Here is an 18387-nt window from a genome sequence, read left to right as displayed (position 1 = left end):
AGATGACCAAAATGTACCACCACCTACCGGTCGAGGCCTACACCTCGCAGGATTGGTTCGAGAGGGAACAAAACCTAATCTTCTCGCGAACCTGGCGGTTTGCCGGTCTTGTCGAGGATATTGAGGGGCCGGGGAACTACCTGTCGGTTCAGGCAGGCCTGAACAACCTTTTCATCGTAATGGGACGCGACCACCGCCTGCGCGCCTTTCACAATATCTGCCGCCACCGGGGCACCCAGTTGATCCGGGCGGTTGGCAAAACGCAAAAGGTGCTGACATGTCCGTATCACGACTGGACTTACGATCTGGAAGGCAACCTGATTTCGGTTCCCGATGAGCCATCCGAGTTTCCAAACGGTATCGATAAATCCTGCCTTGGCCTCAAACCGGCCAGCGTTGATGTCTGGCGCGGAATGTTGTTCGTTCACCCCGACCCGGATGCGCCGACTTTGGCGGAATGGTTCGGGGAAATTGACCCGAATCTCGGGCCTCACAAGCCGGAAGAACTGGTCGAATTTGCCGAAGGGCGAAATACCTACGAGATCAAGGCCAACTGGAAAATTGTCGTCGAGAATTACATCGACATCTACCACCTGAGCCATCTGCATTCGAATACGCTGCACATGTATGACCATGCCAAGGCCGAATACGGGTGGAAGGGGCCGCACTATCATTTCTGGGAGCCCCCATCGGCCGCTTATGCGAAGGGACACGAAGCCAACCTGCCGATGCCGCGCACGATCCCCGAACCTCATGTCGGTGCTTGGGTTCCGATGCTTTTTCCGGGCATTGGCATCGGTGCAAGTGAGGAAAGCTGGAACCTGTTCATCATCACACCGCTTGCTCCCGATCTGACACGTGTCGAGAACCGCACAAAGCTGGCCAACGTATCGGATTGGGCTTTTCAGAAGCAACAGTGGAAGAGCTTGGGCTTCTGGAAGGATTTTGGCGGTGCGAAATACCAAGAGGACGATGCCACCGGTGCAGACGACCCTATGGCTTCCGGTGACTTCACAGCTGAGGATATCTACGCCTGCGAACAGCAGCAGAAGTCTCTGAAAAGCCCTTACTTTGAGGTCGGTCCTGCCGGGATTGGCGAAGGCCCGGTTACTCAGCACCAGAAAACGGTGCTGAGTTTCATGCAGGAAAACCAGAGCCGCGGAGAGTGATCATGAAGCCTGTTCAAGCCACTCTGATTGGCGTTTTACTCGCGTCCTCTCTGGTTCTGACAGCCCAAGCGGACGCGCCCAAAGATGTTGTCGCGCGTATCCTGCAGGCAAAGGACGAACAAAGCCTGCTGGCCACGTGGGACGACTGGCACCCCGAGGCCACGCATCAAATCATCCTCAAATACGGAATGCGGCAACCGGATGACGTCTTTTCGTACAGGGTCACAGAGAAGAGCGATCTGGATGACCCCGAGACCGCAAAGGCATTGGAAGGGTATACGGAAACCGCACGATCGGCGCCCGAGATTTCATCGCGGCTCGAAGATGGCGTGTCCCATGTCACCGCCGTGACCCATGTCGATTATGACTGGCAGAGCTATTCGGGCAAAATGCGTCAGACGGACGAGTTCGTTTTTGCATCCTATCTTGGCGGGGCCGTGATCCGGTCATTGACCACGACCTACGATTACCGGTGATTGGAAACCTTCATGCAACGTGACTTTTATCCACTGATGGTATCCGAAATCCGCAAAGAGATCGGCGGCGCGGCCACCACTGTCATCTTCGACATTCCATCCTCTCTGACGGGCTTGTTCCAATGGACGGCCGGGCAACACCTGACCGTCAGGTTTCTGATCAAAGGAGAGGAGCACAGGCGCAGCTACACTATCTCGAACCTGCCGGGGGCCGCGTTGCGTATCACTGTCAAACGCGTCAAAGGGGGAGTCGTCTCGAACCACATCGGCGACACTCTTAAGGCAGGGGATAGAGTCGAGGTGATGCCCCCCTTCGGAAAGTTCACGCTGTCGCCCGGTGCCCTGAAACGGCGTACCCATTACTTTTTTGGGGCCGGCAGTGGAGTTACTCCGCTCTACGCGATGATCAAGGCAGTTTTGGCAGATGAGCCGCATTCTGCAGCGCACCTGGTCCTTGGCAACTCGGACGCGAACAGCATTATTTTCCGGGAGGAGCTGGAGCAACTGCAAGCGCAATACCCGCAGCGGTTCACCCTCCGCCACGTTCTGTCCCGGCCTTCCATGTTCAGTTGGTTCACCCCTTGGCGCACGGGGCGGTTGGAGGCAAACGCCATTGAGGCCGCTATTGCCGAAGCACCCCCGGTTGCACAAGACGCCCAGTACTGGATCTGCGGTCCCGGTAGCATGAACACCGATATTCGGAGGGCGTTACAAAATCTGGACGTTCCCGATGGTCGCATTCATATAGAGAGCTTCGGTGGAGATACCGAAAGCGACCTAAGCGTGTCGGGGATCGCCGCAACGGCCCGGATAAAACTAAACGGTGCTTGGCAAGACGTTCCGGTTGCTGCCGGTCAAACCATACTAGAAGCCGCCCGATCAGGCGGACTAAACCCGCCATTCAGTTGCCAGTCTGGCGTCTGTGGCGCCTGCATGGCCCGTCTGACCGATGGAACCGTCCATATGCGGAGCCGTATTGCACTTGAAGACAATGACATCGCCAAGGGTTTCATACTGTGCTGCCAAAGTGTTGCCACGCAAAAGAACATCGAACTGGTTTTTGAGGGCCAAGTTTAGACAAACGAAAATAATAGTCCGTCACGTGCTGAACCTATGTGGTGATTGGAACGGCTTTCAGCATTGAGGAACGTTGGTAGCCTCAGTAACTCCAAGCCTCATACAAAAACACTATGAGGTTCTGAAGCTTAGTGGCGGAGAGACAGGGATTCGAACCCTGGGTGGGCTTGCACCCACAACGGTTTTCGAGACCGCCCCGTTCGACCACTCCGGCACCTCTCCGCGGGGGTCTGTGAGGGGGGGATTTAGTGAGGAACGCACGGGGGTGCAAGCAGAAAATTCCGGAAATTCACCAACAAGGGATTTTCCATTGCCAGATGGCATAAAACACCTAGGCTTCTGAGTATGACATATCACCTTCGCCGCTTCGCATTGACCTTTTTTCCGTTGCTATTCACGCTTGCCACGCTACCTGCGCAAACTTTTGCTGCCGAACGCGACCGGGTAGAGGCCTTTCTGACCACCACCGGCTTTGACGTGGCACTGGAAAGCATAGCGCTTGCGTCAGCCTCGGCCCCTCGGATGCTGGGAATCGATCCCGAAGGGTTCGGCTCGGACTGGGCACGCCTGACCGAAGAGGTGTTTGATACCCACGACATGCACGAAACCGCCGTTACCATCCTGGAACAGACGCTGAGTGACGCCGCGCTGAACCATGCGGTCGAATTCTATGCCTCGGAACTGGGACAGCGGCTGGTCGTGGCAGAAAATGAGTCTCACATGGCCGAAGACGACGACGCCAAACTGCAGCAGGGGCAGGAAATCGTGGCCGGTCTGATCAAGGACGGGTCTAGGCGGGTCGAGAGCCTTAAGCGCATGAACGCTGCCATTGATTCCAGCGGCACGGCGTTGAGGGCATTGCAGGAAGTCCAATTGCGCTTTCTGCTGGCTGCCAGCGCATCCGGAGTGATCGACCTGCAACTGGGCGCGGATGAGCTGCGACAAATGATGAAGCAGAACGAAACCAGTATGCGGCAAGCGCTGCAACTATCCGCGCTTGCAGGGGCCGCATACACCTATCAGGATTTCTCGGACGCCGATGTCATCACCTATGCTGAGGCGTTGGAGCAGCCGCTCATGCAGGAGGTCTATGAGCTACTCAACGCAGTTCAATACGAAATCATGGCCATGAAGTTCGAAGTTCTGGCCTCACGAATGGCCGAACTGCACCCGGCACAGGATATTTAATGCGACTGATTTTGGTGTCTGCTGCACTGTTTTTGTGGTCCGTGCCACTGCAGGCCGAAGAAAAGGTCGAACGCCTGCTGCAAGCCCTGCAACTGGATGAGATCATCGAGATTCTGCGGAATGAAGGTGGCATGATGGGCAAAACCCTTCAGGAAACCTTTCTGAACAACAATGGCGGGCAGGTTTTTCAGAAACAGGTCGACCGGATTTACGACGCTGACAGGATGCGCAATCAGGTTGTGGAGGTCTTCGATCAGACCCTGACCGAAAGAGAACTGGACCGCGCCATCCTGTTTTATGAAAGCGATCTGGGCCAGGCCATCGTGTCGCTTGAAATTACTGCCCGCATCGCACTTGCTGATGAAACCATCGAAGAAATGGCGCAGGACACTTATGCGAACGGTGACCGAGAGTCAGTGTTTTACCGCCTGGTTGATGAGTACATTCGGGTCAACAACCTGATTGAAGAAAACGTTCAGAACTCCATCAGCGCCGATTACAACTTTTTCCGCGGGATGGACTTGGGTGGTGATGTGGATGATGCCGAGCTTTTAGCCCAGCTACTGACGCAAAAGGACAGCATGAGTGAAGAGACCCAGACCTGGCTGTATTCCTTCTTTCTGCTGGCCTATCAACCGCTGAGCGAGGCCCAGATACGCGAGAATATCGCGTTTTCCCGAACCGAGGCGGGCAGGGCGATCAATGATGCCCTGTTCGAAAGCTTTGACCAGATGTTCGACAATATCTATTTTCAACTCGGCCAGGCCGTCGCGCAGGTGCTGCAAGGGTCCGATCTTTAAACCAGTATTAGATGTTGACTTTCCCCTGCAATCTATGGATAAGCGCGCATCCCGGCCGGTTTTCCGCGCCGGGTCTCGTTATTGTTGACCCATAGGGCGTGTCCCAAGGGTCGTCACACAGCCCGAAAAGGGCGCGCTGTTCGAGGTGGCTGAGGCCGGCAACACCCAAACGGGGACCACAGAACGCGGGTTAGAAAAGGAAAGACGCATGTTTGCGGTCCTAAAGACTGGCGGCAAGCAGTACAAGGTTCAGGCGGGCGATGTGCTCCGCGTTGAAAAGCTGGCTGCCGACGCAGGTGAAAAAGTTCAATTCAACGATGTTCTGATGCTGGGCGGTGACGCTCCGGTTGTCGGCGCACCTTTCGTTGAAGGCGCAGGTGTACAGGCCGAAGTGATCGAACAGGTCAAAGGTGACAAGGTCATCAAGTTCGTCAAGCGCCGTCGTAAGCACAGCTCGAAGCGTACCGTTGGCCACCGTCAGAAGCTGACCCTGGTCAAGATCACCGACATCCTTTCGTCGGGCGCCGACAAGTCGGGCATCAAAGCTGCAACCGGTTCGGCACCGGCTGGCGAAGCTGCTCCGGCGGCGAAAAAGCCTGCCAAGAAAGCTGAAGCCAAAGCAGAGGCACCCGCCGCTGCTGCTGCCGCGGACGATCTGACCAAGCTGAACGGTGTCGGCCCTGCCGCCGCCAAAAAGCTGGTTGAGGCCGGTATCGAGAGCTTTGCCGCTCTGGCTGCCTTGTCGGACGAGCAGATTGCTGCTATCGACACCATCAAAGTGAAGCCCGAGTGGGTTGAGCAAGCCAAAGAGCTGGCTCAAGGCTAAGGAGAGAGAGAATGGCACATAAAAAAGCTGGCGGTTCCTCCCGTAACGGTCGCGACTCAGCTGGTCGCCGCCTTGGCGTTAAACTGTATGGCGGCCAGGCTGCCATCGCAGGCAACATCATCGTGCGTCAGCGCGGTACCAAGTTCTGGCCGGGCGAAGGCGTGGGCATGGGCAAAGATCACACCATCTTTGCAACTGTTGATGGCGCCGTGAAGTTCCACAAGGGCCTCAAGAACCGCACCTTTATTTCGGTCCTGCCAGTGGCGGAGGCCGCAGAGTAAGCCGAAACCCATAAGGTTTGAAACATTCCTGGGGGACCGGCAGAAAATGCCGGTCCCCTTTCTCGTTTTAACGCAATTTTGAACAATGGCTCCAATGACAAACTCAGCAAGCATAATCCCGTTCCTGATTCAGGGCAGGATCGCCCCTGCGGTTGAAGATCGGATGGGCCAGAAATATCTGATGTGGACGTTAATTGGTTTCACCGTTGCGTCCGCGATTTACGTGTTGTTCGGAGGAGGAACGAACTCATGAAACTTGAGACGATAATAAACCAGCCGGTCATAGAAACCGAGCGGTTCGACCTGCGCCCCCTGCGTCGGTCGGATATGGGTCTCATCGAATATTACGCAGGCGACGAGCGTGTGGCGCGCATGACAACCAGCATCGCGCATCCGTTGCCGCCCGGCTCGACCGAGGCTTTCGTGACCCGGTCCATGTCCGAGGAACGCGACGAGGACGTCTGGGTCATGGATGCCACCAAGGATGGGGGCCCTGAACTGATCGGTCTGATCACGCTGACACGACTGGATCGCAACCAGTCCGAGGTCGGCTATTGGGTCGCACCAGTGTATTGGAACACCGGTATCGCATCGATGGCCGTAGAGGCGCTGGTCAATGCAAACCCGCTGGAGAACGCCACCATGTTTGCCAGCGTTTTTCAGGACAATCCGGCCTCGGCCCGGGTTCTGACCCATTGCGGGTTCCAGTACCTTGGTGATGCCGAAAACTACTCGGTAGCGCGTGATGCAAACGTGCCCACCTGGACATACAGTAAAAAACTCTGACTTGTGGCCGATGGGGCCTTTGCAGTAGGGGACAGTCATGAAATTTCTCGATCTTGCAAAGGTCTACATCCGGTCTGGGGCCGGAGGTGGCGGCTGCGTCAGCTTCCGGCGCGAAAAGTATATCGAATACGGCGGTCCCGACGGCGGCGACGGCGGCAAAGGTGGGTCCGTCTGGGCCGAGGTCGTGGACGGGCTGAACACTCTGATCGATTTCCGCTACCAGCAGCATTTCTTTGCCAAGAACGGCCAACCCGGACGGGGGCAGCAACGTACAGGCAAGGATGGCGACGATATCGTCCTGCGCGTACCCGTTGGCACCGAAATTCTGGATGAAGACGAGGAAACGGTAATCTGCGATCTGACCGAGGTCGGCCAGCGGGTCTTGCTGGCCAAGGGCGGCAATGGCGGCTTCGGTAACCTGCATTTCAAATCGGCCACCAACCAGGCCCCGCGACGCGCCAACCCGGGGCAGGCGGGGATCGATCGCACTATCTGGCTGCGGCTGAAACTGATCGCGGATGTGGGCCTGTTGGGTATGCCCAACGCGGGCAAGTCGACCTTTCTGGCGGCAACGTCCAACGCGCGCCCGAAGATCGCCGATTATCCGTTTACGACGCTGCACCCCAATCTGGGCGTTGTTGGCGTCGATAACGTGGAATTCGTCGTGGCTGATATCCCCGGTCTGATCGAAGGCGCGCATGAAGGCCGCGGAATCGGCGACCGGTTTTTGGGTCACGTAGAACGCTGCGCCGTTCTGTTGCATCTGGTTGATGGAACTTCTGAGACCGTTGCCGACGATTATCGAACCATCATCCATGAGCTTGAAGCCTATGGTGGTGAACTGGCTGAAAAGCCCCGCATCACGGTCCTGAACAAGGTCGATGCGCTGGACGATGAAGAGCGCGATCTGGCCAAGGCCGAGTTGGAAGAAGCCGTTGGCGGCCCCGTCATGACCATGTCTGGCGTGGCACATCTGGGCGTAACCGAGGTGCTGCGGGCGCTGCGCGCTCAGATCGACGAAAACCGCCTGCGGCAGAAGCCCGCTGAGGAGGCGAAGTCGTGGCAACCCTGACCTCGGCCAAACGTTTGGTGGTCAAGATCGGGTCCGCATTGCTGGTGGATCGGAATACGGGGTTGTTGCGGTCGGAATGGCTGCACTCGCTGGCGCAGGATGTGGCGTGGCTCAAGGGGCAGGGGACGGATGTCATTCTGGTTTCATCCGGGTCAATCGCCCTGGGGCGCGGGGTGTTGAACCTGCCGATGGAGGCATTGGCGCTCGAGAAATCTCAGGCAGCCGCCGCCGTGGGTCAAATTCGGCTCGCGCGAGCCTATGAAGAAGCATTGACCCCGCACACGATCACCACAGCACAGGTGTTGGTGACGCTGGAAGACAGCACCGATCGGCGCCGCTATCTAAACTCACGTGCGACGCTCGAGACATTGCTGAGCCTCGGTGTGGTGCCCATTGTCAACGAAAACGATACAGTTGCGACAGATGAAATCCGTTACGGCGACAATGACCGTTTGGCTGCGCAGATCGCAGTCACCGTTGGAGCGGACCAGCTGATCCTGCTTTCGGACGTGGATGGGTTCTATACCGGCAACCCGAACGAAGACGCCTCAGCCACGCGTTTTGACGTGATCGTCGACATCACGCCTGAGATCGAAGAGATGGCAGGCGATGCCGGATCGGGCCTTTCCAAGGGCGGCATGAAGACAAAGCTGCTGGCCGCCAAAATGGCCACGGCGGCAGGCTGCGACATGGCGATCACCGAAGGATCGCCCTTGAACCCGTTGAAAACCCTTGCGAACGGCGCGAACTGCACCTGGTTTACGGCCACGCTGGACCCACATGCAGCACGCAAGCGCTGGATTTCGGCGATGAAGCCGCGGGGAGAGATCGTGGTGGATGCAGGCGCCGCCCGGGCACTCGGTAATGGTAAAAGCCTGTTGCCCGCTGGCATCGTCGAAGTGACCGGAGATTTTGGTCGCGGTGATCCCGTGGCCATCCTTGACCCAAACTCGCGCCGACTGGCGCAAGGCCTCAGCCGCTATACCGCGCAAGAGGCGGATGCGATCAAAGGTCGGAAGTCCTCGGAAATCGAGGCAACTTTGGGCTATCCGGGCCGGGCCGTTTTGATCCACCGGGACGATTTGGCGCTGTAGGCGCGCGATGTTAGAACACCAAAAGACCGATCGAAAGGCACATGAGATGAAGGATTTCGACAGCATTCCCACCTTGATGGCCGATCTTGGAAAGCGCGCCAAGGCGGCCTCGGCCGATCTGGCCTTTGCCAGCGCCGAACGTAAACACGCCGCGCTGATAGCGGCAGCGGACGCAGTTTGGGCAAACCGGTCCAACATCATCGAGGCTAACAAGAAAGACCTGGAGTTCGGCAACGAAAAGGGCCTTAGCCCGGCGATGATGGACCGCCTGATGCTGGACGAGGCGCGTATTCAGGGCATGGTTGACGGTTTGCGTACCGTGGCAGATCAGGCCGACCCGGTTGGTGAGGTGCTGACCGAATGGGACATGCCCTCGGGCCTGAACATCCAACGCGTGCGCACACCTTTGGGCGTGATCGGCGTGATCTACGAAAGCCGTCCGAACGTGACAGCGGATGCAGGAGCACTGTGCCTGAAATCCGGCAATGCCGTGATACTGCGCGGCGGCTCGGAAAGCTTTCATTCCTCTGGCGCGATCCATGCTTGCCTGGTCGAGGGCCTGAAGGCCGCAAACCTGCCCGAGGACGCCATCCAACTGGTGCCGACGCGCGACCGAGCAGCGGTTCAGGAACTCCTGACCCTGACAGACTATGTGGACGTCATCGTACCGCGCGGGGGTAAAGGTCTGGTCGGTCTGGTGCAGCGCGAAGCCCGCGTGCCGGTCTTTGCACATCTTGAAGGCATCGTGCATATCTATATCGACAAGTATGCCGACCCGCAGAAAACGCTGGATGTGGTGCTGAACGCCAAGACCCGCCGGACCGGAATCTGCGGTGCCGCTGAATGCCTGCTGATCCATCAGGACGTGGCCGAAACGCTGGGTCGGGACGTGGTTGCGGCTCTGCTGGCTGCAGGCGTCGAGGTTCACGCCGAAGGGGCGCTGGCCACGGAAAGCACGGTCGCCGCCACGGATGACGACTGGGGCAAGGAATTCCTCGACAGTATCATCGCCGCCAAAACGGTCGCGGATATCGACGCGGCCATCGAGCATATCCGTCAGTATGGCTCGAACCACACCGATTGTATCATGACCGAAGATGCGGACGCTGTCGCGCGGTTCTTTGAGCGGCTCGACAGCGCAATCCTAATGCACAACGCCTCGACCCAGTTTGCCGATGGGGGAGAGTTTGGCATGGGTGCCGAGATCGGTATCGCCACCGGGAAGATGCACGCACGCGGCCCCGTGGGTGCCGCGCAGTTGACCAGCTTCAAGTATCTTGTACGTGGGAACGGAACGACCCGGTCCTAGAACCGGATCACAATGCGGGTTGAGGTGGTTTCAGCCGCAACCCGCCGCCCCATCGACGCGGCGGTCTCGGGCAACAGGGCAAACTGCACCTGCGCAGGGGTGACTTTATTGGCAAACCGACCCAGAGGCAGGTTCTTCCACAGATCATTGTCCAGATTCAGTTTGTCGGCCGATCCGATAACCGTCCAGCCATCCCCAGTATTCGCGATCGTGACCTCACCGCCGAAAGGCATCGCGCTTTCGCAGCACATTAATGCCAGAAACGCCAATTTCACCTGATTGCGTGGCACAGCTTCGGTCAGGTGCCAGTTGACCCGCACTCGACCCGCGCGTTCAACATCCTTCAGCAGGTCCGACACCTCGGTCCGCCCCAAGGGCTGATCGCTGGCCGAGCCGAATGCGACGCGGAAAAACCGTATCCGCGCCCTGGCACTGCCGACACTGCCCGAAATCAGCTCCATCTCGGGGCCCTGAGTGCCCCCAACCATCTCAAGCAGCTCCAGACCGTTGGTGATCGCGCCGATGGGGCTGATCAGATCGTGACAGATCCGAGCACCGATCAACTCGGCCAGGTTGACTGTGGTGTCGCTCATGCGTACCTCCTGCTGCATCTGCCGCCGGACCGGAGCCCAGACATGTCAGACCTCAATGCCATTCTTGCACCGGGCATGTATGTCCACCACCCCGATTTCCCCGACTGGGGCGTTGGACAGGTTCAGTCCAACATCCGGGGCAAGATCACCGTCAACTTTCGCGAGCAGGGGAAAGTGGTGATTGACGGAACACGCATCGCCCTAGTGCCGGTCTTTGATCCGTGAAACTGGTTTAGGAATGGTTAACATCCCGGAAAATCCGCTCTTGTTGCCATCCCCCCGGAAACTGCGGTATCAGCGCAAAAACAAGAACGGAAACACCGATGCCGGATGCAGGCCCTTCCTTTACCGTCAAACTCGCCGAATCCGAGGACGAGCTGCACGCTGCCCAACGGCTGCGTTATGACGTGTTCGTTCGCGAATTGGGTGGTGGCGGAGAGATGGTCGATCACGAGACCGGGTTGGAGCGCGACAAGTTCGATCCGTATTTCGACCACATGCTGGCGATTGATGACCTGACCGGGGAAACTGTTGGCGTTTACAGGCTGTTACCGGGCGAACGTGCAGCAGAACTTGGGCAGTTCTATTCCGAGGACGAATATGATCTGACCGTTCTGAAACAAAGCGGCCGCAAGTTGTTGGAATTGGGTCGATCCTGCCTGCATCCCGATTATCGCGGCGGCACGGCCATGTATCACCTGTGGAACGGGTTGGCGGCTTATGTCTCCGAACGAGAGATCGAGGTTCTGTTCGGTGTTGCCAGCTTTCACGGCACGAACGTTCAGGATCTGGCGCAGCCTTTGTCGATGCTGCATCACAACCATCTGGCGCCGCCGGACCTGCGGGTGAGGGCACAACCAGACGCGTTTCAATCCATGGACCTTGTGGCACCGGACAACCTCGATCGTCGCGCTGCGATGGTGCAGGTTCCGGCGTTGATCAAAGCCTATCTGCGGCTGGGTGGTTTCGTGGGCGAGGGGGCCTTCATCGACCACGCCTTCAACACGACTGACATTTGCCTGATCCTCGACATCGCCCGGATGAACGAGCGGCAGAAACGCATTTATGGCGGAGCGTAGCCCGGTGAACGACGCGCTGTGGAACAGTGAGGATGCGCCGGACCCAATCGATCTGGGTCTGGTGGGTTGGATTTTGGTCGTCCTGAGGGGTGTGCCCCTCGCCCTTCTGGTGTTCGGTGGTCTGATCATCCTTTTGACCATTCGTCTGATCGAACTTCCGTTTTTTGGCGTGCGCCGTCCGATTACACCATTCATCAGTCAGTTTGTGTGCCGCAATGCGTTTCGTATCCTCGGGATGGGCTTTCGAACCTCGGGAGAACTGATGTGGCAGCGAGGGGCGGTTGTTGCGAACCATACGTCCTGGCTGGACATTTTTGCATTGAACGCGCGAAAGCGTGTGTACTTTGTGTCCAAGGCCGAAGTTGCGAAATGGCCTGGCATCGGATGGTTGGCCCGCGCAACCGGCACTGTGTTCATCGAGCGGGACCGCAAGAAAGCCAAAGAACAGACGAAAGTGTTCGAGACCCGCCTGAAAGCCGGTCACAAATTACTGTTTTTTCCCGAAGGGACGTCGACGGACGGATTGCGTGTTTTACCTTTTAAAACTGCACTCTTTGCTGCGTTCTTCGTGGAGGAACTGCGTGACTTTATGTATGTCCAACCGGTCTCGGTGATCTTTCATGCACCCGACGGTCAGCCTGACAGGTTCTATGGCTGGTGGGGCGACATGGAGTTCGGGCCGCATCTACTCAAAACACTTGGCGCGCGCAGACAGGGTTCCGTGGAACTGATCTATCACACACCGGCCAAGGTCAGCGACTTTGCGAACCGCAAGGCGCTCGCCGCGCATTGCGAACGGGCGATACGGAATTCACATGCTGCTGTTCGAGCCCGAGTTTGAGAGCGATATCCAGTTCTGAGAAAAACACTGAATCAGGCTACTGGTTCTCAATTTGATCTTCTTCGACTTGCGAGGAGACCGTATTTGTCTCCGGTCGTTTTCGGATCACCAAAACACCCGGGGTGAAACGATTTGGATCACCCCAGAACTCCACTTCGTCCCCTTTGCGGATTGCAACCGCTGCATTATCAAAGGCTGCCACCGTTACCGCCCATAACTCGCAGCTCAGAGAAGGTGGTAGAGGGCCCCACTTACATTTTCTGGGGTCTCCCGGCTCCTTGTCGTAGAACGCGTCAGAACTGAGTAAGGTGCCGATATCGTAAAGCGTTGAGTTTCCACTTGTTCTGACAAAATTTACCCATCCATTCCAGTCGTATAGCATCACGATCCGGCTCGTGCTTTTGTCGCTGGCGACACTGTTTATGCTATAGGCCAATCTACCAGGAGCGTTTTCTGCTGGTTCGTAATCACGAGGCTGTAGAATCCTCGGTCCAACCTGTACGGCATCGGGGCATGCGTCCAGGCGTGACTTATAGTAATCAATCTGTTCGGCGCTACTTTTCGTTTCTTTCCCGGACAAATTAATTGGCGCCAAGTCTCCCAAATAGTTGAAAGTGAATTTTTGGTTTGGAAAATTAATGCCCACTATCAGAGGCACTTGAAAAGGATATCTATTCTTACGGGGGTCGCCGACGTCATCCAAGCAAAGAATAGTGTCTAAATTGCTGGCGCTGAACAGTCCCCTGAACAGCTTACCGTCTATTTTCCGGTAACCAACGATGCGTGGTTCACCCGCAGTTCTGGCGAAACCCATTGGTACCAGCGCCACGACGGACTTGTCCTCCTGAAAAGCTTCCCAAGCTTGCAGTACGCTGGCTTGAATCGCCCTGTATTGGCCCGTGCTCTTGTCAAATACAAAGCCATCTTTAGTTTTTTCCGGGAATGCAGTGTCGAGTAACCTCTCAAGATCCAATAACTCATAGGAGTAACGGGATCGATCAAACCTCAACGCGGAATACTGAAACTGCCTTTTGGCATTATCCTTCGGAATAAAACGAGCACCTTCTTTTGTCCAAAATGCGCTATCTTCATTCGTCTCTGTCCACTTTCCTGTTTCAGCACTAACAGCGCTCGAAAAAAAGAAAAGCAGTGCAAAAACGGCCAATATTAGCTGCATATCTTCCGCCCTTTTTTCGCCGCGACAATTACTGTGATGTCAAATCCGCCTTTGGGAATGGGTGCGCGCGTTACTCCGTCTTGCTCGGCAACACCGGCCTCCAATCGGACAAATCCCGACGGAGATGTCAGAATTTTGCGAACCTCGCATGTAATATCCCTTGCTGATAAAGCGCCATTGCGAATTATTCTGGGACGCTCGCTGCCCAATTTCAAAAACAGCGCCCGATTGTGTTGTTCAACCACCTCGTCAAAGTGATCAAAGGCGTTGACATCGACTTCCAGCGAGTAAATCTGATTTCTGCTGGCATAAAATCGATCTACAGTGTTTGCATCCGGGTTCTCTTGCTCGTTTTCTCCATATTTGAAGTACATCCTTCTGACGTGAACATCATCTACTTGCTGCACGACTGTTTGCGAAAGATCGGAAACTTGGCTTTGTAACCAGCTTTCAACTAAGTCTTTATTGGCATGTTCATTCAGTACCTCATTCACTTTTTCTTCTTGTCTGTTTAGCAACGCCATCAAAATTTCTCTTAGAAATTGCTGCCGGAACTCGGGAGAAGAAAAAAGAACAGTCATGTCTTCTGAAGTCGGAGATCGATCCAGGCGCTCGATAATTGGACCAGAGTGATTCATCCACTTTTGCACCACGTCGTCATCATAGTTGGACAGCGTCATTAGAACAAATTCTGTGGTCAGCTCATCGTAGGCTTTTTCTTCGTCTTTATCCCGAAGTTCCTCGAATAGCTCGGAAGCCAGCCACGGCCGGACAACCCCTGTCCACGTTAACGCCAGAATGAAAATAGCTGGGGTTGCAACAACAGCAAGAATGATCCCTGCGTCCTTAAGGAAACCGGCAAGGCTGGCCATTCGTGAACGCCAAACTGATCCTGTTCGGTTTTCGTCGTTCGCTTTCTTTCTCGTAATTCGGCGACCCATCTATTGTTCTCCGAGAAAAATGTAACGGTATGAAATTCAGGCAATTGATTTACTCGTAATAATAATGCCCCCAAAAGCCTTTGCTCGTCGGGGATGAGTTTCAATGTAGCACATCGGGTAAAATTCTCCAAAATCCTGGAGAATTTGAAACTTCGCTTGCACTGCCTCAAAACCTGCCGTATACGCGCGCCATTCAAACCCGCAGGCGGGGTTTGGGCTTTGTAGGGGAGACATCCCTATCTGGCCCGCCGGTTGGAGCATCCGCTTCTTTCACCCCCGCCGAGGCGTAAACCGGAAAAGGAAAGTAAAGCATGGCTCTTCCCGAGTTCACCATGCGTCAGCTGCTGGAAGCTGGCGTTCACTTTGGTCACCAGACACAGCGTTGGAATCCCCGCATGGGTCCGTTCATCTACGGCTCGCGCAATGGCATCCACATCATGGACCTGACCCAGACCGTTCCGATGCTGGACCAGGCGCTGCAGGCTGTTCGTGATACCGTCGCTAAAGGTGGCCGCGTTCTGTTCGTTGGTACCAAGCGTCAGGCCGCTGGCCCGATTGCAGAAGCTGCTGAAAAGTCGGCTCAGTACTACATGAACCACCGCTGGCTGGGCGGCACCTTGACCAACTGGAAAACCGTTTCCCAGTCGATCAACCGCCTGAACCAGATCGACGAAGCCATGGAATCGGGTGCCGAAGGCCTGACCAAGAAAGAGCGTCTGGGCATGGAACGTGACCAGGGCAAACTGCAGGCATCGCTGGGCGGTATCCGCGAAATGGGCGGCGTTCCGGATCTGCTGTTCGTCATCGACGTCAAGAAAGAAGCACTGGCCATCGCCGAAGCCAACAAACTGGGTATCCCGGTTGTGGCTGTTGTCGACACCAACTGCTCGCCCGATGGCGTAGACTACATCATCCCCGGCAACGACGACGCAGCGCGCGCAATTTCGCTTTACTGCGACCTGGCCGCGCGTGCCGCTCTGGACGGTATGACCGCACAGATGGGTGCAGCAGGCGTTGACCTGGGTGCGTTCGAAGAAGCACCGGTCGAAGAAGTCGTTGCGGAAGAGCCCGTCGCAGAAGAAGCCGCGCCGGAAGCCAAAGCCGAAGCGTAAGCTGCCCGTCACGTAAATGACATATGGGGCAGGGTAGACCTGCCCCAATTCCGTTTGAATTGAGGAGAGCCTAAAGATGGCAATCACAGCAGCAATGGTTAAAGAACTGCGCGATCAGACCGGCGCAGGCATGATGGACGCGAAAAAAGCGCTGACCGAAACCGGCGGCAACATGGACGAAGCCGTTGACTGGCTGCGCACCAAAGGCCTTGCCAAAGCGGCCAAGAAATCGGGCCGTACCGCAGCCGAAGGTCTGGTTGCAGTTCACGTCAACGGTGGCAATGGTGTTGCTGTCGAAGTGAACTCGGAAACCGACTTTGTTGCGAAAAACGCCGATTTCCAGGAAATGGTCGGCAAGATCGCCTACGCTGCAGAAGGCGTCGACAATGTCGAAGCGCTGCTGGCTGCCGATCTGGGCGGCAAGAACGTTGCCGACACCCTGACCGACAAGATCGCCACCATCGGCGAGAATATGTCGGTTCGCCGCATGGCCAAACTGTCGGGCGACACGGTTGTGTCCTACGTCCACAATGCGGCCACCAACGGTATGGGCAAAATTGGTGTTCTGGTTGCTCTGACCGGTGGTGACGAAGCGATCGGCAAGCAGGTTGCGATGCACATCGCGGCTGTTAACCCGGCGGCTCTGTCCGAAGCGGACATGGATCCGGCCGTTGTCGAGAAAGAAAAGCAGGTTCAGATGGACATCGCCCGCGAATCCGGCAAACCGGAGCAGGTGATCGAAAAGATGATCGAGGGCCGCATGAAGAAATTCGTGGCTGAATCGACCCTGTTGAACCAGCAGTTCGTTGTGAATCCTGACCTGACCGTGGAAGCAGCGGCCAAAGAAGCAGGCGCAACCATCACCGGCTTCATCCGCCTAGAAGTTGGCGAAGGCATCGTGGTCGAAAAAGAAGACTTTGCAGCCGAAGTTGCCAAGGCCGCTCAGGGCTAAGCAATACCTCCGGACCTCGCAAGAGGTCCGGACATGAAAATGTCGGAACCGGTTGCGCAAGACGTAGCCGGTTTTTTATGTGTAGAAACAAAAAAAGACGCCGAAGCGTCTTGGCATTCGTAGATTGGATTGAGGGGCCCCGCATGATGGGGATGGTCGAGGCCCCCCAAAATTCCGGCAATTAGACGCGGACAAATTGGCGCCTTATTGTCAGAGCGGCTGGAGAGCTCTGGAATTGCAAAGATCCAACCAAATGTTCCCTGGCTAAAGCCACCACTCACGGAACTATCTCACTTTGCAACCCCGCCTCTGGAATGGAAAGTCATGTTTTCCTTACCTAGGGTAAATTGACGCAATTTGGCGTCAGATTCCGGGGCGCTAGGCCTCCATTACGAACATCTGATTCTGCAAAGACGCCTTCAGGACGGCCTGCGCCGTGGTCTCGACGGAAAGGGCCTCACGTGCGAGGCGCAGGTGCTTTTCAACCGTTGCCGATGTCAGCCCCATCAGTAGCGCAATGTCCTGCGTGGTTTTGCCGTCTCCGACCCATTGCAACGCTTCGCGCTGGCGTTTGGTCAGGGCCCGGTTGGGGGCGTTGTAGGGCAGGGTGAGGATTTTCAGATGCGCAACGTTGTTCATCAGCAGGATGTCGTCACCGTGTTCAGCCCACGTCGCGTCCACTTCGGCCTGACTGGCCGCGTCCCCGGCCGACAGGGAAATCGCCCCTTTAGACCGCATCGAGACCGAGGTGAAGCTGACCGTGTACCCGAAGGTCACGCCCTGCGATCGGTTGAACTCGAGCACGTCTAGTTCTTTTGCAGTCAGCTTTCCGTTCGCCACCATCTCCTGCGCGATACTCCAACTGGCCGCGCCTTCATTGTGCAGCGCCCATTTCAGCATCGGAGCGTGGAAGTACATCCCGTCCCGCAGAAACCCATCCAGGTAAGCTTTTTCGTGATTGGTCAGGATCACGAAATCTTCGGGGTCACCAAGTGAGGTTTCAGTACGGTACTGAGTGTGACCATAGATCAGGCGATCAAATCCGAAACTCGCCATCTGGCGACAATGGGCATCCCAAAGCTCTTCCAGAGTTTTGGTGTAGCTGAGAAAGTGCAGGTATTCACTCAGCTTCATTCAGATGACCCGCTTTTCAGATGTGCGGCTAATGCATCCAGAGCCAGAACATATCCCTGCGCACCAAAGCCACAAATCTGGCCGACAGCCACCTTTGAGATATAGGACACGTGCCGGAATGTCTCGCGCGCGTGGATGTTGGACAGGTGCACCTCGATCACCGGAAGCTCGACCGACGCAATGGCGTCCATCAGTGCAATCGAGGTGTGCGTATAAGCCCCGGCGTTCAGAACGATCCCGTCCTGATCCCCTTTGGCTTCATGGATGGCATCGATCAACGCACCTTCGTGGTTGGACTGAAAGCACGACACTTGAACCCCGATGGAAGACCCATGGCTCAGGCACAAGTCCTCAACCATTTCCAAAGTGGTGCCGCCGTAGACCTCGGGCTGTCTTGTACCCAGGAGGTTCAGGTTCGGACCGTTCAAAATCAGAGCTTTGTGCATTATTTCACTGTTCCCATTGGAAATTCATAGACGC

Annotated in this window: 21 protein-coding genes and 1 tRNA gene; 16 read left to right on the top strand and 6 right to left on the bottom strand. The window is 56.3% G+C overall.

Features of this window, described 5'->3' with window-relative positions:
- The first annotated feature begins 2 nt into the window (after window positions 1-2).
- From ACR0IK_RS03010 to ACR0IK_RS03000, 3 genes are read left to right on the top strand one after another with little or no spacing between them, the layout of a single operon-like run.
- Window positions 3-1169, top strand: coding sequence for an aromatic ring-hydroxylating oxygenase subunit alpha (locus ACR0IK_RS03010; protein WP_480640401.1), 1167 nt, complete (start codon window positions 3-5; stop codon window positions 1167-1169).
- Window positions 1170-1171: 2 nt separating this feature from the next.
- Window positions 1172-1645: a hypothetical protein gene (locus tag ACR0IK_RS03005; protein WP_480590973.1), complete on the top strand. Its 474-nt coding sequence runs from the start codon at window positions 1172-1174 to the stop codon at window positions 1643-1645.
- 12 nt (window positions 1646-1657) lie between these two features.
- Window positions 1658-2722, top strand: a complete 1065-nt coding sequence (locus tag ACR0IK_RS03000) for a 2Fe-2S iron-sulfur cluster-binding protein (protein WP_480640400.1) — start codon at window positions 1658-1660, stop codon at window positions 2720-2722.
- A 132-nt stretch (window positions 2723-2854) separates the two neighbouring features.
- Here ACR0IK_RS03000 and ACR0IK_RS02995 read toward each other — a convergent pair.
- Window positions 2855-2944 (bottom strand) — tRNA-Ser (locus ACR0IK_RS02995).
- Between the two features lie 123 nt (window positions 2945-3067).
- Between ACR0IK_RS02995 and ACR0IK_RS02990 the strand changes: the two genes are divergently transcribed.
- The 8 genes from ACR0IK_RS02990 (at window position 3068) to ACR0IK_RS02955 (ending at window position 10078) form a co-directional block, all read left to right on the top strand.
- Complete coding sequence (locus ACR0IK_RS02990) at window positions 3068-3910, top strand: DUF2059 domain-containing protein (RefSeq protein WP_480640399.1); 843 nt, start codon at window positions 3068-3070, stop codon at window positions 3908-3910.
- Window positions 3910-4710: a DUF2059 domain-containing protein gene (locus ACR0IK_RS02985; protein WP_480640398.1), complete on the top strand. Its 801-nt coding sequence runs from the start codon at window positions 3910-3912 to the stop codon at window positions 4708-4710. The genes ACR0IK_RS02990 and ACR0IK_RS02985 overlap by 1 nt, the downstream gene beginning before the upstream one ends.
- Before the next feature lie 208 nt (window positions 4711-4918).
- Window positions 4919-5536 (top strand): 50S ribosomal protein L21, encoded by a 618-nt coding sequence (locus ACR0IK_RS02980; protein WP_480640397.1) that lies wholly within the window; start codon window positions 4919-4921, stop codon window positions 5534-5536.
- Between the two features lie 11 nt (window positions 5537-5547).
- On the top strand, window positions 5548-5817 hold the full coding sequence (gene rpmA, locus ACR0IK_RS02975) for a 50S ribosomal protein L27 (protein WP_010440093.1): 270 nt from the start codon (window positions 5548-5550) through the stop codon (window positions 5815-5817).
- Between the two features lie 249 nt (window positions 5818-6066).
- Window positions 6067-6603: a GNAT family N-acetyltransferase gene (locus ACR0IK_RS02970; protein WP_480591001.1), complete on the top strand. Its 537-nt coding sequence runs from the start codon at window positions 6067-6069 to the stop codon at window positions 6601-6603.
- A 37-nt stretch (window positions 6604-6640) separates the two neighbouring features.
- On the top strand, window positions 6641-7675 hold the full coding sequence (gene obgE / locus ACR0IK_RS02965; protein WP_170427712.1) for a GTPase ObgE: 1035 nt from the start codon (window positions 6641-6643) through the stop codon (window positions 7673-7675).
- A complete protein-coding gene (gene proB / locus ACR0IK_RS02960) occupies window positions 7663-8769 on the top strand; it encodes a glutamate 5-kinase (protein ID WP_480640396.1) in 1107 nt (368 codons plus the stop codon). The genes obgE and proB overlap by 13 nt, the downstream gene beginning before the upstream one ends.
- 46 nt (window positions 8770-8815) lie before the next feature.
- Window positions 8816-10078: a glutamate-5-semialdehyde dehydrogenase gene (locus ACR0IK_RS02955; protein WP_480640395.1), complete on the top strand. Its 1263-nt coding sequence runs from the start codon at window positions 8816-8818 to the stop codon at window positions 10076-10078.
- On the opposite strand, the gene ACR0IK_RS02950 is transcribed toward ACR0IK_RS02955, so the two are convergent.
- Window positions 10075-10671, bottom strand: coding sequence for a histidine phosphotransferase family protein (locus ACR0IK_RS02950; RefSeq protein ID WP_480640394.1), 597 nt, complete (start codon window positions 10669-10671; stop codon window positions 10075-10077). The genes ACR0IK_RS02955 and ACR0IK_RS02950 overlap by 4 nt on opposite strands.
- Window positions 10672-10713: 42 nt before the next feature.
- Between ACR0IK_RS02950 and ACR0IK_RS02945 the strand changes: the two genes are divergently transcribed.
- The 3 genes from ACR0IK_RS02945 to olsA all read left to right on the top strand — a co-directional run bounded on the left by ACR0IK_RS02945 (window position 10714) and on the right by olsA (window position 12591).
- A complete protein-coding gene (locus tag ACR0IK_RS02945; RefSeq protein WP_480640393.1) occupies window positions 10714-10896 on the top strand; it encodes a DUF3553 domain-containing protein in 183 nt (60 codons plus the stop codon).
- A gap of 98 nt (window positions 10897-10994) precedes the next feature.
- The gene (gene olsB / locus ACR0IK_RS02940; RefSeq protein WP_480591017.1) at window positions 10995-11750 is read left to right on the top strand and encodes an L-ornithine N(alpha)-acyltransferase; all 756 of its coding nucleotides are present in this window, start codon (window positions 10995-10997) and stop codon (window positions 11748-11750) included.
- Window positions 11737-12591 carry a lyso-ornithine lipid O-acyltransferase gene (olsA, locus tag ACR0IK_RS02935; RefSeq protein ID WP_480640392.1) on the top strand — a complete coding sequence of 285 codons (855 nt, stop codon included), beginning with the start codon at window positions 11737-11739 and terminating at the stop codon, window positions 12589-12591. Before olsB ends, olsA begins: the two co-directional genes overlap by 14 nt.
- A gap of 37 nt (window positions 12592-12628) precedes the next feature.
- Here the strand turns inward: olsA and ACR0IK_RS02930 are convergent, their stop codons facing one another.
- Together ACR0IK_RS02930 and ACR0IK_RS02925 are read right to left on the bottom strand one after the other, a co-directional pair.
- Entirely contained in the window at window positions 12629-13768 is a 1140-nt protein-coding gene (locus tag ACR0IK_RS02930; RefSeq protein ID WP_480591022.1) for a hypothetical protein, read from the bottom strand.
- Complete coding sequence (locus ACR0IK_RS02925) at window positions 13759-14640, bottom strand: hypothetical protein (RefSeq protein ID WP_480591024.1); 882 nt, start codon at window positions 14638-14640, stop codon at window positions 13759-13761. Before ACR0IK_RS02925 ends, ACR0IK_RS02930 begins: the two co-directional genes overlap by 10 nt.
- 380 nt (window positions 14641-15020) lie before the next feature.
- Here ACR0IK_RS02925 and rpsB point away from each other — a divergent pair, with 380 nt between their 5' ends.
- Both rpsB and tsf read left to right on the top strand, forming a co-directional pair.
- Window positions 15021-15821 (top strand): 30S ribosomal protein S2, encoded by an 801-nt coding sequence (gene rpsB, locus ACR0IK_RS02920; RefSeq protein WP_480591026.1) that lies wholly within the window; start codon window positions 15021-15023, stop codon window positions 15819-15821.
- Between the two features lie 76 nt (window positions 15822-15897).
- Entirely contained in the window at window positions 15898-16773 is an 876-nt protein-coding gene (gene tsf / locus ACR0IK_RS02915) for a translation elongation factor Ts (protein WP_480591028.1), read from the top strand.
- Between the two features lie 378 nt (window positions 16774-17151).
- Here the strand turns inward: tsf and ACR0IK_RS02910 are convergent, their stop codons facing one another.
- Window positions 17152-17907, bottom strand: coding sequence for a helix-turn-helix transcriptional regulator (locus ACR0IK_RS02910; protein WP_480591030.1), 756 nt, complete (start codon window positions 17905-17907; stop codon window positions 17152-17154).
- Window positions 17904-18353, bottom strand: coding sequence for a type II 3-dehydroquinate dehydratase (gene aroQ / locus ACR0IK_RS02905; RefSeq protein ID WP_480591032.1), 450 nt, complete (start codon window positions 18351-18353; stop codon window positions 17904-17906). Before aroQ ends, ACR0IK_RS02910 begins: the two co-directional genes overlap by 4 nt.
- Window positions 18354-18387 lie beyond the last annotated feature (34 nt).

The sequence above is a fragment of the Ruegeria sp. BF7 genome (assembly GCF_056538605.1).
Note: the sequence above shows the minus strand (reverse complement) of the source record. Positions and strands in the feature narration are given on the sequence as shown.

Excerpts from the sequence above, each read along its gene's own strand:
- olsB (WP_480591017.1), top strand. The coding sequence starts at position 10,995 with ATGCCGGATGCAGGCCCTTCCTTTACCGTCAAACTCGCCGAATCCGAG.
- ACR0IK_RS03000 (WP_480640400.1), top strand. The coding sequence starts at position 1,658 with ATGCAACGTGACTTTTATCCACTGATGGTATCCGAAATCCGCAAAGAG.
- ACR0IK_RS02910 (WP_480591030.1), bottom strand. The coding sequence starts at position 17,907 with ATGAAGCTGAGTGAATACCTGCACTTTCTCAGCTACACCAAAACTCTG.
- ACR0IK_RS02950 (WP_480640394.1), bottom strand. The coding sequence starts at position 10,671 with ATGAGCGACACCACAGTCAACCTGGCCGAGTTGATCGGTGCTCGGATC.
- ACR0IK_RS02990 (WP_480640399.1), top strand. The coding sequence starts at position 3,068 with ATGACATATCACCTTCGCCGCTTCGCATTGACCTTTTTTCCGTTGCTA.
- ACR0IK_RS02955 (WP_480640395.1), top strand. The coding sequence starts at position 8,816 with ATGAAGGATTTCGACAGCATTCCCACCTTGATGGCCGATCTTGGAAAG.
- olsA (WP_480640392.1), top strand. The coding sequence starts at position 11,737 with ATGGCGGAGCGTAGCCCGGTGAACGACGCGCTGTGGAACAGTGAGGAT.
- ACR0IK_RS02945 (WP_480640393.1), top strand. The coding sequence starts at position 10,714 with ATGTCAGACCTCAATGCCATTCTTGCACCGGGCATGTATGTCCACCAC.
- obgE (WP_170427712.1), top strand. The coding sequence starts at position 6,641 with ATGAAATTTCTCGATCTTGCAAAGGTCTACATCCGGTCTGGGGCCGGA.
- ACR0IK_RS02970 (WP_480591001.1), top strand. The coding sequence starts at position 6,067 with ATGAAACTTGAGACGATAATAAACCAGCCGGTCATAGAAACCGAGCGG.
- ACR0IK_RS02925 (WP_480591024.1), bottom strand. The coding sequence starts at position 14,640 with ATGGCCAGCCTTGCCGGTTTCCTTAAGGACGCAGGGATCATTCTTGCT.
- aroQ (WP_480591032.1), bottom strand. The coding sequence starts at position 18,353 with ATGCACAAAGCTCTGATTTTGAACGGTCCGAACCTGAACCTCCTGGGT.
- ACR0IK_RS02930 (WP_480591022.1), bottom strand. The coding sequence starts at position 13,768 with ATGCAGCTAATATTGGCCGTTTTTGCACTGCTTTTCTTTTTTTCGAGC.
- rpsB (WP_480591026.1), top strand. The coding sequence starts at position 15,021 with ATGGCTCTTCCCGAGTTCACCATGCGTCAGCTGCTGGAAGCTGGCGTT.
- tsf (WP_480591028.1), top strand. The coding sequence starts at position 15,898 with ATGGCAATCACAGCAGCAATGGTTAAAGAACTGCGCGATCAGACCGGC.
- ACR0IK_RS02985 (WP_480640398.1), top strand. The coding sequence starts at position 3,910 with ATGCGACTGATTTTGGTGTCTGCTGCACTGTTTTTGTGGTCCGTGCCA.
- ACR0IK_RS02980 (WP_480640397.1), top strand. The coding sequence starts at position 4,919 with ATGTTTGCGGTCCTAAAGACTGGCGGCAAGCAGTACAAGGTTCAGGCG.
- rpmA (WP_010440093.1), top strand. The coding sequence starts at position 5,548 with ATGGCACATAAAAAAGCTGGCGGTTCCTCCCGTAACGGTCGCGACTCA.
- ACR0IK_RS03005 (WP_480590973.1), top strand. The coding sequence starts at position 1,172 with ATGAAGCCTGTTCAAGCCACTCTGATTGGCGTTTTACTCGCGTCCTCT.
- ACR0IK_RS03010 (WP_480640401.1), top strand. The coding sequence starts at position 3 with ATGACCAAAATGTACCACCACCTACCGGTCGAGGCCTACACCTCGCAG.